This is a genomic window from Marinospirillum insulare DSM 21763, from assembly GCF_000686905.1.
GTDB classification, from domain to species: domain Bacteria; phylum Pseudomonadota; class Gammaproteobacteria; order Pseudomonadales; family Halomonadaceae; genus Marinospirillum; species Marinospirillum insulare.
In genome coordinates, this window is record NZ_JMLW01000016.1 from 39,194 (window position 1) to 52,510 (window position 13,317).

14 protein-coding genes are annotated in these 13,317 nt (G+C 43.7%); 9 read left to right on the forward strand and 5 right to left on the reverse strand.

The window, feature by feature from the left end; translation table 11 throughout:
- Nucleotides 1-80 precede the first annotated feature (80 nt).
- Both BP27_RS0107975 and BP27_RS0107980 read right to left on the reverse strand, forming a co-directional pair.
- The gene (locus BP27_RS0107975; protein ID WP_027851103.1) at nucleotides 81-2,003 is read right to left on the reverse strand and encodes an ATP-binding cassette domain-containing protein; all 1,923 of its coding nucleotides are present in this window, start codon (nucleotides 2,001-2,003) and stop codon (nucleotides 81-83) included.
- Nucleotides 2,000-2,944: a chemotaxis protein CheV gene (locus BP27_RS0107980; RefSeq protein ID WP_027851104.1), complete on the reverse strand. Its 945-nt coding sequence runs from the start codon at nucleotides 2,942-2,944 to the stop codon at nucleotides 2,000-2,002. The genes BP27_RS0107975 and BP27_RS0107980 overlap by 4 nt, the downstream gene beginning before the upstream one ends.
- Before the next feature lie 145 nt (nucleotides 2,945-3,089).
- Here BP27_RS0107980 and BP27_RS15680 point away from each other — a divergent pair, with 145 nt between their 5' ends.
- Genes BP27_RS15680 through ung form a run of 5 tightly spaced genes read left to right on the forward strand, consistent with a single transcriptional unit; the run spans nucleotide 3,090 to nucleotide 6,386 of the window.
- Nucleotides 3,090-3,974 carry a TatD family hydrolase gene (locus BP27_RS15680; RefSeq protein ID WP_051610456.1) on the forward strand — a complete coding sequence of 295 codons (885 nt, stop codon included), beginning with the start codon at nucleotides 3,090-3,092 and terminating at the stop codon, nucleotides 3,972-3,974.
- 2 nt (nucleotides 3,975-3,976) lie between these two features.
- Entirely contained in the window at nucleotides 3,977-4,459 is a 483-nt protein-coding gene (locus BP27_RS0107990; protein WP_027851105.1) for a hypothetical protein, read from the forward strand.
- A 41-nt stretch (nucleotides 4,460-4,500) separates the two neighbouring features.
- Entirely contained in the window at nucleotides 4,501-5,079 is a 579-nt protein-coding gene (locus BP27_RS15685) for a 2-hydroxychromene-2-carboxylate isomerase (protein ID WP_051610457.1), read from the forward strand.
- Between the two features lie 4 nt (nucleotides 5,080-5,083).
- Nucleotides 5,084-5,698 carry a riboflavin synthase gene (locus BP27_RS0108000; RefSeq protein ID WP_027851106.1) on the forward strand — a complete coding sequence of 205 codons (615 nt, stop codon included), beginning with the start codon at nucleotides 5,084-5,086 and terminating at the stop codon, nucleotides 5,696-5,698.
- Nucleotides 5,688-6,386: a uracil-DNA glycosylase gene (ung, locus tag BP27_RS0108005; RefSeq protein ID WP_281172140.1), complete on the forward strand. Its 699-nt coding sequence runs from the start codon at nucleotides 5,688-5,690 to the stop codon at nucleotides 6,384-6,386. The genes BP27_RS0108000 and ung overlap by 11 nt, the downstream gene beginning before the upstream one ends.
- A 5-nt stretch (nucleotides 6,387-6,391) precedes the next feature.
- On the opposite strand, the gene BP27_RS0108010 is transcribed toward ung, so the two are convergent.
- The gene (locus BP27_RS0108010; RefSeq protein WP_027851108.1) at nucleotides 6,392-8,089 is read right to left on the reverse strand and encodes a flagellar assembly protein A; all 1,698 of its coding nucleotides are present in this window, start codon (nucleotides 8,087-8,089) and stop codon (nucleotides 6,392-6,394) included.
- Between the two features lie 225 nt (nucleotides 8,090-8,314).
- Here BP27_RS0108010 and BP27_RS0108015 point away from each other — a divergent pair, with 225 nt between their 5' ends.
- The 3 genes from BP27_RS0108015 to BP27_RS15690 are packed head-to-tail and all read left to right on the forward strand — an operon-like array spanning nucleotide 8,315 to nucleotide 12,128.
- Nucleotides 8,315-8,644 carry a hypothetical protein gene (locus tag BP27_RS0108015; RefSeq protein ID WP_027851109.1) on the forward strand — a complete coding sequence of 110 codons (330 nt, stop codon included), beginning with the start codon at nucleotides 8,315-8,317 and terminating at the stop codon, nucleotides 8,642-8,644.
- 32 nt (nucleotides 8,645-8,676) lie between these two features.
- Nucleotides 8,677-9,477, forward strand: coding sequence for a response regulator (locus BP27_RS0108020; RefSeq protein WP_036239777.1), 801 nt, complete (start codon nucleotides 8,677-8,679; stop codon nucleotides 9,475-9,477).
- 38 nt (nucleotides 9,478-9,515) lie between these two features.
- Entirely contained in the window at nucleotides 9,516-12,128 is a 2,613-nt protein-coding gene (locus tag BP27_RS15690) for an EAL domain-containing protein (protein WP_150112033.1), read from the forward strand.
- A 19-nt stretch (nucleotides 12,129-12,147) separates the two neighbouring features.
- Here BP27_RS15690 and BP27_RS0108030 read toward each other — a convergent pair whose 3' ends face one another.
- On the reverse strand, nucleotides 12,148-12,345 hold the full coding sequence (locus BP27_RS0108030) for a DUF2788 domain-containing protein (RefSeq protein ID WP_027851111.1): 198 nt from the start codon (nucleotides 12,343-12,345) through the stop codon (nucleotides 12,148-12,150).
- Between the two features lie 103 nt (nucleotides 12,346-12,448).
- On the opposite strand from BP27_RS0108030, the gene BP27_RS0108035 reads away from it, so the two are divergent.
- Nucleotides 12,449-12,913 (forward strand): flavodoxin domain-containing protein, encoded by a 465-nt coding sequence (locus BP27_RS0108035; protein ID WP_027851112.1) that lies wholly within the window; start codon nucleotides 12,449-12,451, stop codon nucleotides 12,911-12,913.
- On the opposite strand, the gene BP27_RS0108040 is transcribed toward BP27_RS0108035, so the two are convergent.
- Nucleotides 12,897-13,190, reverse strand: a complete 294-nt coding sequence (locus tag BP27_RS0108040) for a hypothetical protein (RefSeq protein WP_027851113.1) — start codon at nucleotides 13,188-13,190, stop codon at nucleotides 12,897-12,899. The genes BP27_RS0108035 and BP27_RS0108040 overlap by 17 nt on opposite strands.
- Nucleotides 13,191-13,317: the final 127 nt, after the last annotated feature.

Here is a 13,317-nt window from a genome sequence, read left to right on the forward strand (position 1 = left end):
CAGACTCCTTAATAGGTAATAGGCACAAGAGTGCCTAGCCTTAATATTAATAATGTTGGGTTAGTTAAGCAAAGCCAGTTTTAAGCTTCGGTTTCAGCTTCTAGCTCTGCCCAACGTTCAATTTTTTCTTCAAGCTGGTGTTGTAAATCTTCTAGTTTTTTTAACTCACTAGCAACCACATCAGCAGCTGACTGGTAAAAGTTAGGCTCAGCAATTTTACCTTCTTGGTTAAGGATACTGCTTTCTAGTTGCTCAATTTCTTCTGGAAGCATTTCCAGTTCACGCTGTAACTTGTAGCTCAGTTTTTTGGCTGGCTTTTTAGGTGCCTCTGCAGGCTTAGCTTCTTCTGCTACTGGGCTAGTAGCAGCGGTTTTACCTGCAGTTTTTAAACTGCCAGGGGCTGCTAAGCTGGGGAACTTACCACCTTGGCGGATCCAATCTTCATAGCCACCTATGTACTCTTTTACTTTGCCTTCACCCTCAAAAGCAAGAATGCTGGTAACAACACTGTCTAGGAAAGCACGGTCGTGACTGACTAACAAAAGCGTGCCATCAAAGTTAAGCAGTAGCTCTTCTAATAGCTCTAGGGTTTCTAGGTCTAGGTCGTTGGTGGGCTCATCCATTACCAAAAGGTTAGCGGGTTTAGCAAAGAGCTTAGCTAATAGTAGACGGTTTTGCTCACCACCCGATAAAGCTCGGACTGGCTGGCGCGCACGTTCTGGTGAGAATAAAAAGTCTTGTAGGTAACCAATAACGTGTTTATCACGGCCATTAATGGTAATGCTGGTACGGCCTTCGGCGAGGTTATCGAGTACAGTTTTTTCAGGGTCTAACTGGCCACGTAGCTGATCAAAATAAGCTACTTCAATTTTAGTACCAATTTTTACTTCACCTGACTGGGGCTGAAGGTCGCCCAAAAGCATTTTTAGCAGGGTGGTTTTACCCGCACCATTACGGCCCAATAAACCTATTTTATCGCCACGTTGAATACGCGTGGTGAGGTTGTTAATAATGGGTTTGCCTTCATAGCTAAAGCTGGCATGGGTTAATTCAGCCACTAGCTTGCCAGATTGGTCGGCTGTTTCTAACTGAATGTCTGCCTTGCCTTGGCGCTGCAAACGCTCTGAGCGCTGTTTGCGTAACTCTTGTAAGGCACGAGCACGGCCTTCATTACGCGTGCGGCGGGCTTTAATGCCTTGGCGTATCCAGACTTCTTCTTGGGCCAGTCTTTTATCAAAAGCAGCTTGGTGACGGGCTTCGACTTCTAGCTGGTGAGCTTTAAATTCTAAAAAGTCTAGGTAGCGGCCTTCCCAGCTAATAATTTCACCCAAGTCTAGCTCTAACATGCGTGTGGCAATGTTTTGCATAAAAGTTCTATCGTGGGTGATCAGCAAAACAGCACCAGGAAAGCTTTTAATTTGTTCTTCTAGCCATTGAATGGTTTCAATATCTAGGTGGTTAGTAGGTTCGTCTAAAAGTAATAAATCTGGCTCACTAACAAGGGCTTGGGCGAGTGCTACCCGCTTACGCCAACCGCCTGAGAGTTCAGACATTTTGGTGTCGCCATCTAGGTGTAAGCGCTTCATTAGCTGCTCAACAGTTTGGTTGAGTGCCCAGCCATTGCATGCATCTAGCTGATGCTGCAGTTCATCCATGCGCTCTAGATCAACTTGATCGGGGGGTAACTGGGTAATTTTGTCGAACTCTGCTAGCAAGGCTGCTGCTTCAGCTAAACCTAGGGCGATAACGTCAAATACTTTTCGTTCATCGGCAGCGGGTAAAACCTGAGGTAGAACGCCAATTTTTAAACCTGGCTTGCGCCATAGGCTGCCGCCATCGGGTTGAACTTCACCTGAAACAATTTTCATCAGTGAAGATTTTCCAGCGCCATTACGGCCTAGAATAGCAACCCGCTCACCCTCTTCAAGGGTGAGACCGGCATCATTTAATAAGGGAGTGTGGCCATAGGCCAGGTGCATATTTTCAAAACGCAGAAGTGTCATGTAGTTTCGGGTAGACCTGCTTTAATACGAACGCGGTTTTCAACCAGCTGGGCCAGCAACTTAGGCTGGAATTTAGAAAGGAAATCATCACAACCTACTTTTTCGACCATGGCCTTGTTGAAGTTGCCCGACATGGAGGTATGCAGTACAACAAACAAGTCTTTTAGGCGAGGGTCTTCACGCACGGCACTGGTTAGGCTATAGCCGTCCATTTCCGGCATTTCTGCATCGGTAATAAGCATTAGCAGCTTTTGGGGTACATCTTCGCCAGCATCAGCCCAGGCTTTAAGTTTAGCTAAGCCTTCTTTACCATTGGTGGCGGTGTGAACTGTAATGCCAATGGGCGTTAGGGTTTGTTTAACTTGTGAAATGGCTGTAGGTGAATCGTCAACCATTAATACTTCCATGTCTTTAGCCGCAGCAAGAATTTCGTCTTCTAGCTGTGAAGGGTCTAAAGCAATGGTGTAGGGGTTAATTTCAGCGAGCACCTTTTCTACGTCAATGATTTCAATAATTCTTTCTTCTAGGCGCGTGATAGCCGTTAAATAATGTTGGCGGCCTGTGGTGCGAGGTGGTGGCATAATATCTTCCCAATTAAGGTTGATAATACGGTCGACGCCACCCACTAAGAAAGCTTGAATAGACGAGTTGTACTCTGTCACTATTAGGTTGCTTTCAGGTTTGGGTTCTAGTGCGGGCATACCTACGGCTTGAGCAAGGTTAATGACTGGCACTGTTTGACCACGCAAATGAGCAACACCCACCACAAAGGGGTGATGCCCCGGTAAATTGGTCAGCTTGGGAAGACGTAGTACCTCCTGTACTTTAAACACATTGATGGCAAAAAGCTGGTTGGAATGCAGCTTGAACATTAATAGTTCAAGGCGGTTTGCACCAACTAAGCGAGTTCTTGAATCAACACTGGCTAATACCCCACCCATGGGCTCTATCCTCGTTTCATGTAGAATTATTACTGTTATGGCTAAAAAACTATTAACATACTAGTGAATATTTTGTTAATTGACTAGCTTTCTAGGTGGGTTGAATAGCCTTTATTCTAGGTTTTTAAATAAAAGGGTAAAACATTTGCAAGTTAAACTTCCTTATCCAGAAGCGGTTTTTCCTTTAATTGATCTGGGCGTTAATTTTTTTGATGAGGCCTTTGCTGACGACCTAGATGACGTTTTAGAGCGTGCTCAACTGGCTGGTGTTACCGGCATGCTGTTAACCGGTACAGATTTAACCCTTTCAGAAAAGTCACTCAACTTAGCTCACCAGTATCCTCACTTGCTTTGCTCAACTGCAGGTGTGCATCCGCATCAAGCTTCTGAATGGACTCAAACCACAGCTGCTAGCTTACAAGCTTTATTGGCCGAACCCGCTTGTGTGGCAGTGGGTGAAACAGGTTTAGATTTTAATCGAAATTTTTCTACCCCCGCCGATCAGCAAAAAGCCTTTGAAGCCCAGTTAGGGTTGGCTGTAGAAACAGGTAAACCTTTGTTTATTCATGAACGGGATGCTGGCGTTAAAATGTTAGAAATGTTGAGCGCTTGGCGAGATTCAATCAGCGGTGCGGTAGTGCATTGTTTTACCGGTGAGAAAAAGACTTTGTTTGGTTACTTGGATTTAGATTTGTATATTGGCATTACTGGTTGGGTTTGTGATGAGCGGCGTGGTACTCACCTTTGGCCTTTGCTACCTTCTATTCCACAAAATCGTTTAATGATTGAAACCGATTCTCCATGGCTATTACCCCGTAACCTAAAGCCCAGACCTAAAAAATACCGTAATGAACCGGCTTATTTACCTTGGGTTTTACAGCAGGTAGCAGATTTGTATCAATTACCTGTGGAAGAAGTGGCCGAGTTTACTAGCCGTAATGCTCAACAATTATTTAACTTACCTGCTGAACTACTCTTGCCAAAAGAGCGACTAAAAGAATTGTCAGATAAACCAAGAGAGAACAAATAACCATGAGTTTACCCAGTTTTATGGCAGTTGAAGCAGCTGCAATAGAGGAAGGTAGTTTTCCTGTGAGCATGGCTTGGTCTTTACCCGATGGCAGTATTAAACAAGCACTTATTCAGCCAGATGAAGACTGGCTAGAAGATGCGACCGACTTAACTGGCATTAGAGATTTAGATTTAACCATTGAAGCCTATTCTGCAGCTGAAGTGGTCAGAGAGTTACTTTATGATCAGCTAGATGATGCTTATTACGTTACGGCGATTCATCCGCAAGAAGGTTGGTTGCTTAAGCTCTTTGCTTCAGCTGGGCAAGAAATTGGCTTTGAACTACTTCCCGCTAGTGAACTCTGTGCTGATGTAGATGAATGGTCGGAGATTTATCAGGATAACCTTCATTTGCATGGGTTAGACCCTGAGCGAGCAGAAGATCAGGTACGCGCCTTATTAGAAACGCATGTATTGTTAACAGGTGATCAGCCAGATGAATAAGCTGGCATTTTATTTTTTATTGAATGTTATTGGAGTTAAGCATGACTGAGCAGGTGGATTTTTATTTCGATATAGTAAGCCCTTATAGTTTTTTAGCAGCCACACAAATTGCAGAACTAGAAGCAAAAACAGCTGCTAAGGTTACTTGGAAACCTATTTCTTTAGGCAGCTTATTTAAAAAACTTGGCAATGCTGCACCCTTATCTAATATGCCTAAAATCAATCATATGTTTGGGCAAGACCTGCCGCGTTTAGCTAAATATTTTAAGGTGGAATACAAAAAGCCAGAAGTTTTCCCTACCGATACACGTTTGGTTCAGGCAGCCTTGGCAGTTTCTTCTGCTGAGCAACGTGCCGACTTAACCCGTGCTTTGTATCAAGCCTATTGGTGTGAAGGTCGTGATGTTGCACCGCTTGAGGTGGCTGAAGAGGTACTAGGCAAAGAATTGACTGCTTTGGGTGGTTCAGATGAAGCTCGAGCTGCTTTAAAAGGGTTTACTGATGAACTGATAGAGCGAGGTGGCTTTGGTGCACCTATTTTCTTTTGGAAAGACCAGATGTACTTTGGATCTGACCGCCTACCCGTATTAACGAACGATCTACTAGCAGCTAAAGGATAAAACTATGTTCACCGGCATTGTGCAGGGTATGGCTAAGTTGCAGTACCTAGAACGAAAAACTAACCTTAGCACCTTCGGTGTGCATTTACCGACTGCTGCTAGGGAAGGTATGCAGGTGGGGGCTAGCGTAGCACTGAATGGTGTTTGTTTAACCATTACTCATTGGGATGAACAAGCGGTTTACTTTGATGCCATGATAGAAACCCTGCGCTTAACTAACTTAGGTGCTTTACAAGAAGGTGATTTAGTTAATTTTGAACGTGCAGCACGTTTTCAAGATGAAATTGGTGGTCATCTAATGTCGGGGCATGTAATTGACCAAGTTACCCTAACTGCTCGTCAAGAATTAGATGAAGAAAACCTGCGCTTAGAATTTACCGTACCTGAGCAATGGATGAAGTACATTTTTGCCAAGGGTTATATTGGCTTAAATGGCTGTAGCCTAACGGTGGGTGAAGTAGAAGAAAATTGCTTTAGTGTGTATTTAATTCCAGAAACTCGCCGTGCTACTACCTTTGGTGCAATGCCTGAAGGCACTCAAGTGAATTTAGAAATAGACCCACAAACTCAAGTGATAGTAGATACTGTAGAAAGAGTGATGGCTGCCCGTGGAATCTAAGCCCTTAAAGCAGCCTTTGCCAAAAGACTGGATGCACTATTTAGCAGCTGAGTTTGAGCAGCCTTATATGCTGCAATTAAAAGCATTTTTGCAGCAAGAAAAAGCTGCGGGCAAGGTAATTTATCCGCACTCTAACGATTGGTTTAATGCTTTTAACCTAACGCCTTTGACAGAAGTTAAAGTGGTGGTACTAGGGCAAGACCCTTACCACGGACCTAACCAAGCCCACGGCTTAAGCTTTTCTGTATTGCCGGGTGTTAAAATTCCACCTTCGTTACAAAACATCTATAAAGCCCAGCAGCAAGATTTAGGTATTGTTCAGCCTACTAATCAGGGCTGTTTAGAGTCTTGGGCAGAGCAGGGGGTGTTGTTGCTGAATGCCGTGTTAACAGTGGAAGCTAGCCAAGCTAACTCTCACCAAGGCAGAGGTTGGGAAAGGTTCACTGACCAGGTGATTAGTGTTATTAATCAGCAAGCAGCTGGTGTGGTGTTTATGTTATGGGGAAGTTACGCGCAAAAGAAAGCGGCTTTTGTTAATGCTGATAAACACCTAGTATTAACTGCACCTCATCCTTCGCCTTTATCAGCTTACCGTGGTTTTTTTGAGTGTCAGCACTTTTCAAAAGCCAATGCTTGGTTAGAAAAGCAAGGTAAAGCACCCATTAACTGGCAGTTGCCTGCCAGTTAATTGAGTTAGCGCATATTCACTTCGCCGTCGCGTAAGAAGAAGGTGACCTTACCTAAATCATTGCGGGGTGAAAAGCTGCCATCTTCTATTTCTATTTGGCTACCCGGATAGCAAGTTTTACGCACTTGTATTCTGGCTGTTTGCAGTTCAGTAAGCTGCTCGTCTAAATTTTTTAGCTCGTCGTAAGCTTGATCTTCTTTAACTTTGAGGGTGTCACGCGCAGTTAGAATCTGCTGTTTTTTCTCTTCAGTTATGGGTTTGCGGTTTTTCTTAATTTTTGCCACTAGCTCCATTAACTGCTGTTTTTGTATTTCTAGCTGCTTTAATTGGTTGTTAATAACTGCAGTTTGCGCTTTTATTTCTGAGGAGTCGCCCACTATAAGTCTAGTAGGCATGTTGGCTGGCGCACCACAGACTGCGATATCTATCAGTTGTTGAGCTTGAGTAATGCCACCTACTATTGCACCACGGCCTGGTAGATGGACTTTAATGCCTGCTTTAATTTCTGAATGTAGAATTTGCTTTTGTACGACTACTTCTTGCCCTGCAACTACTTCTGCTTCTTGAATAAAACGGGCTTTAACAATACTGCCTGCCTCAACATAGGCATCGTCTATTTTTTCTTTACTGTCTTTAGCTTCTTGCTCTTTTTCAGAGCGCTTACGGCCGATAATACCACCGCCTACTTCAACCATTCCGCCAGCTTTTATATAAGCAGCTTCAACTAAGCCGCCTACTTTAACGTCACCCGTTACCTCAATTTTCATACCCGGGTTTACGTTACCCTTAATTTGTACACTACCATCAAAGCGTATATGCCCTGTCTTTAAACCGACTTCATCAAGTTTAAGGGTTTGCTCTATATGCGCACCTTTTTCATGCACAACGGGCATACCAGAAACAGCCGACAGTAGTAGGTCGTTATCTCCAGGAGCTAGCTTAACTGTGTTATCAACAGCTTTTAGGTTGAGGTCTTTACCGTTACGGCCTTTAATTGTTTTGCCGGTAACTGTCCAGCCAGACTTGCCTTCGGTAGGAGGGTGGCGGCGAACTAAAACCTGATCTTCATCGACATGAGGAAAGTCGCCTAGCTCAAGGAAGTCGACCGTGCCTTCGTCATCCATTTGTGGGCGGCGGTCTGCAATTTCATCGAGTAGTGTTTCTAACCAGGCATCGTCACCATCGTAGGCTGATTCACCATAGGCAACGATCATGCAAAGTGGTTTACCAGTAGAGCGAATTTTTTTCTGGGTGGCTGGGTCAGTTAACTCATCGAGGCTTTCATCTAATAGGCCTCTAACTATTCTTGATTTTTTAAGTGCTTCATCGAGAGTTTCTCGAGTGAGGTCTTTGCCTCGCCCTTGGGCTGGGAAGATAACAACACCAGCTAACATTTTATCGACACTAGTGTAAACTTCTACTTGGGCATTAACAGGGCCACCCAAGCGCATATCTGTTCCTTGACCACGACGAATGGCCTCTAAGAGCGTTGCTAAGGCAGCAGAATCGACAGGGTGTTCCTCAACAGAGAAACCAGCGAGCAGCATAACGTGTGGAAACTGCTCTGCTTCTATAGGAAGGGCTAAGCCAGAAGGTTGATAGGTAACCCAAAAGTCACCATCTTCTTCCTCTCTAAAAGTCAGTCCCAGCTCTTCTGGCGTGGGTGTACTTAACATTAGCTCTTCGTCTGATAAGGGTGCCATCGTTTGTCCTTTTTTGCCTTGGATACAAGGTTTTAGTATTTTTATAATAGTTTTTTACTGCTAGTAAGTTAAGGATATACTAACCTGCCTAAGAAGCTTCTCCTATACTTGAATAAAAAGGTTTTGTGAACCTTTGTTGCAATTGTAAAATAATAATTTGCTACTGGCTGTAATTTTCTGAAGGTTTATCATAGCGATAATAATCTTAATGGGGTACCGCTTAAAATGACTAGCACTAACTTAGCAAAAATTCGCCGTGCCAGGCAGTTAATAGCACTCACTCTTTTAGCAGAGCTTAAAACCAATCAGCGTAACTTGTTAAGCCTAATACTTGATAAAGCAACTTTTTGGACAGAAGACCGTAAAGCCTTGCGTTTGCCGCCCTTACCTAAGGCTGTAGAATTACAGTTGGCCCGTAAACAGGGTGCACGCTTGTTTAGGTTGCGCGAAGCAGTCTTTAATTTAGCGCCCGAGCAGTCAATGGAAGCACGCCGACTTATTTACCGTGATGATGTATATCAACCAGGTTTGCCTAATAAGCAGCGTAAACACTAAGTTTCTAAGTTATTTAATTGGAGTTTGAAGATATGGAAGCTACCGCTCTTTCACTTGAGCAGTTAGGTATTTTGCTAGTTGAGCCCTCAGCTATGCAGCGTAAAGTTATTCGAGATTTACTGAGCGAACAAGGTATTCATACTTTAGAAGCTGTTGATAGTGCGCGTGAAGCTTTAAACAGAATGCGCAGCTTTGTGCCTGACTTAATCATTACCAGCCTTTACTTGCCAGATGCCGATGCTCACGAACTTTTTGCTTTAATGTCGAAAAACCCTAGCCTAGCCAATGTAGCAAAAATGGTTGTTTCCAGTGAGCAAAAACGTGAGAACCTAGAGGCTGTTAGGCAAGCTGGTGTATTAGCTCTCTTACCCAAGCCTTTTGACCGTAAAGACTTAGAGCGAGCCTTGGTAGCAACGCTAGAGTTTCTAACTCATGAAGAAGTAGAGCTAGAGCTTTACGATGTATCCACTTTAAGAGTGTTAGTAGTTGATGATTCCAGCATGGCTAGAAACCACCTTAAGCGGGTTTTAGAACAAATTGGTGTTGTCAGTATAGATTTAGCCGTTGATGGCCAAGAAGGCATTAACTGCCTAGAAAACGCAGCTTATGATTTAGTGGTTACTGACTACAATATGCCTGTGATGGACGGTGAAGCCATGATTAATCACATTCGCCAATCGGCAGACTATTCACATATTCCTATTATGATGGTGACTTCTGAAGATGAGTCGCGTCTTGCCTCTGTTCGCCAAGCTGGTGTGTCGGCAATTTGTGATAAACCTTTTGAAGTAAACCAAGTGCGCCAACTGCTAGTATCTTTACTTGAAGACTAATGCGAGTAAGCTTTTCTCTTGCAACTTAGGAGCTTTAATTGAAAGACTTTATCAACCTTGAGCCTGAAGTCGTAATGCAGTTAGGTGACGACCCGCAAGTTGGCGCTTTAGTTAGCGGTGGGCTGCTCACCTGTTCACCTGATTTACCACTGAAGGAAGTTGCTCGGCGCATGAGTCGTGCCAAGGTCAGTTGCATACTAATTACGCAAGGCGAAGAAATTTTAGGTATTTGGACTGAAGGCGATACACGCAAGCTAGACTTTTCACGCCAAGATTTAAGTAGCAAGCTAATTAGCAGCTTAATGAGCTCCCCTGTTATTAGTGTGACCTCTACTGCCCAGCTAAGTGAGACAGCCGCTTATATGAAAGAGCAGGGGCTACGCCGTTTACTGGTGACCAGTAAAGAAGGCAAGCCTTTAGGCATGTTAACTCAGTCAGATTTAGTAAGGCATCAGGGTGTTGAAAACTACCTACTAATGCGCAATGTGGGCTCAAGTGTTCGTCGTGCTCCTCTACGCTTATATGCCAGCCTAACCATTGCCGAAGCAGTGGTTAGGTTGCGTGAAGCTGGCGCTGAAGCGGCTATTGTAGAGCAGGGTAAAGGCCAACCTGCCAGTATTATTACTGAACGTGACCTTATTGCTTTATTGGCGGAAGAGATAAACGCCTTAACCTTACAAGACCTGGCCAAACACGAGTTATTCTGTGTGCCTAGAGACATGAGTCTGCTACATGCTGTCGATTTGTTAAGAGAAAAAGGCTTTCGTCATTTAGGTGTAGTTGAATGTGATGCTGAGGGTAATCCTACCGATGAGTTGTGTGGGTTGCTTTCTTTCACCGATATTCTATCTAGTATCGAATATGAGTATGTTAATCAATTAAGGGCTGCCCTAGAAGCTCGTGACTTAGCTTTAAAAACCTCGACTGAGCATCTGGTTTTAGCACAAAAGGTAATCGAAGCTTCCTTAGATGGCATTATTATTACCGATAGCAAAGGTATTATTCAGGCAGTTAACCCCAGCTTTACTACGCTGACAGGCTATAGCCCAGAAGAAGTGTTAGGTAAAACCCCCGCTGTGCTAAGTTCAGGTCGGCATGATAAAGAATTTTATCAGTCCATGTGGAACAGCATGTTGGCACAAGGTTACTGGCAGGGTGAGGTTTGGAATAAACGCAAAAATGGTGAGATTTACGCAGAATGGTTAACCATTACCGGCATACGCAATAGTAAAGGCAGCATTCGTCAATTTGCGGCTATTTTTAGCGATATTACCGACCGCAAGCTTAAAGAAGAGCAAATTCATAGTATGGCTTATTACGATGAGCTAACCGGTTTAGCTAATCGTCGTTTGTTGATAGATCGCCTTAAGCAAGCACTAGCTAATGCTCATTACCATAAGCATCAAATGGGTGTTTTGTTTTTAGATTTAGATTTCTTTAAACGTATTAACGATAGCTTGGGGCATCAGGCTGGAGATGATGTACTTCAACAAATTGCACGCCGGTTAGAAAAAAGTGTTCGTGAAGGTGACTCGGTAGCACGTTTAGGTGGCGATGAATTTCTAGTGCTAGTGCCCGAGGTAGAGTCTTTGCATTTATTAGAAGCTTTGGCCGCTCGCTTAATTAGTGTGTTAACCAAGCCTTTAAATGTTCAGCAAAAACACTTGGTTGTTTCAACCAGCATTGGTATTAGTGTTTTTCCTAGTGATGGCGAAACAGCCGAAGTGCTTTTAAAGCATGCTGACACTGCCATGTATCGAGCAAAAGAAACTGGGCGTAATAACTATTGTTTTTATAATGCACAAATGGGCGAGCGGAGTTATGCCGATTTAGCACTAGAGCATGGTTTGCGTAATGCACTAGAAAATCAAATTTTACATTTGGTTTATCAACCTAAAATTGATGTAGGTAACCGCAGTTGGGTTGGTATGGAAGCCTTGCTACGTTGGGATGACGAACAGCTAGGTAGCGTGTCACCCGGTGAGTTTATACCCCTAGCAGAGAAGCTAGGCTTAATAGAAGAGTTGGGCGATAGGGTGATAGAGCAAGCCTGTAAAGACTTACAAGCTTGGATTGCTGCAGGCTATAAACCGCCGCCTGTGTCTATTAATGTTTCTGCTAGACAGCTAGTAGACTACAGTTTTGCTCAGCGAGTGTTCAATTTGCTTGAGCTTTATGCCATTCCTGCCGAGCTAATTGAGCTAGAGTTGACCGAAAGCTGTTTAGTTATAGGCGATGAAAGCGATCAGTTCCAGCTGCTAAAAGAGTTTGATGCTAAAGGCATTAAACTATCAATAGATGATTTTGGCACGGGTTATTCTTCCCTGTCTTATCTGCGCAAGTTACCTATATCAACCATTAAAATTGACCAAAGCTTTATCTCAGAGTTGCCCGATAGCCATGAAGATGCACAATTGGTAAAAGCGATTATTGGTATGTCTTCTGCTTTGGGCATGAGTTTAGTGGCTGAAGGCGTAGAAACCAGTGCGCAAGCAACACTTCTGCATGGTTTGGGTTGCTCTGTTTGCCAAGGCTTTTGGTTGGCCAGACCTGCAAAGGTTGAACAGGTAACTGACTGGTTAGCAGCCATGACTAAAAATGAGTGGCCTGCCTTCCCCGAAGATTGGCAACCCATAGTATTTAGAGATTAGTCGTATTTACAGGTTGGCTTTATTCAATAAGCGCTACGGCAACGGTTTTTATAACAAATCCTACAACACCCAAGCCTAGCGCGAAGAAAAGTATGCTGGTACCAAAGCCACCAGCCTTAGATTTTCTAGCTAAGTCCCAAACAATAAAGCCCATAAATAACACTAAACCACTAATTAAAACAGGCATAGCTATGGCTTCTAGTTTCATGTAATCCATGTTTTTTCCTCTGTGTTAGAATCACCTACTAAATTACTAGGGTTTAACCTTTTTGCCTAGTAAGCAAAGCTTATCTTTTGTTAAACATTATAAGGAGTTAATAGTGGCAGATTTAGTTATTTTAGTTGGGAGTGTTTACGGTGGCTCTGTTGAAGTAGCCGAAGCGGTTGCTGAAGCCGTTGAAGCTGAAGGTTTAACTGTTGAGTTGAGTGAAGAACCAACCCTTGCCAGCTTAGAAAATTCTTCAGTTATTTTATTGGTTTCTTCAACAACGGGTAGTGGTGAACTGCCAGAAAATATTCAGCCTTTTTATGCTGCCTTGCAAGAACAGCCTCTAGCCTTAGCTGGTCGAGGCTATGCAGTGATTGCTTTGGGTGATTCATCTTACGGTGATAGCTACTGTGCAGGTGGCCTGTTATTAGATGAGCAGTTTGCAGGTTTAGGTGCTAAGGCACTGATGCCATTATTAAAAATTGATGCTTTAGAGTTTTTTCAGCCAGCTGATGGGGTTGCAGACTGGCTAGCTAGTTGGGTGGATGCACTAAAAAAGTTTAGCGGAAAGGGTTAAACATAATAACGACCACTATTAGCGCACCTAGTACAAGTAAAATATCTAGCACCCAGCGGCTTACCGAACGCTTACGCTTTTTAGGTTGAGGTCGTCTAGCCGCTAAAGCACGCTGTGCAGAAGGGTTACGTGCACCACCTCTTGCTGTGCTAGTACGTGAAGCAGAAGCGCGCCTAGCGGGTCTCTTACTGCGAGACACCTGCTTTCTTAACTCCTTTTCTTCATGTTGGCGTTTGCGCTGAAGGGCTTCTTCCTTCAGCTTTGCCATATCGACCATGCTAACTATCTCCAAAATAATACAAAACAGAGAAGTTCTCTGTAGGGACTGATCTAATGTCAGTTTAGGGCAAGTTTACCCTTTAAAATAAATAAGTACTGCAACCTGTCGTGTCTTTTCTGTCAGT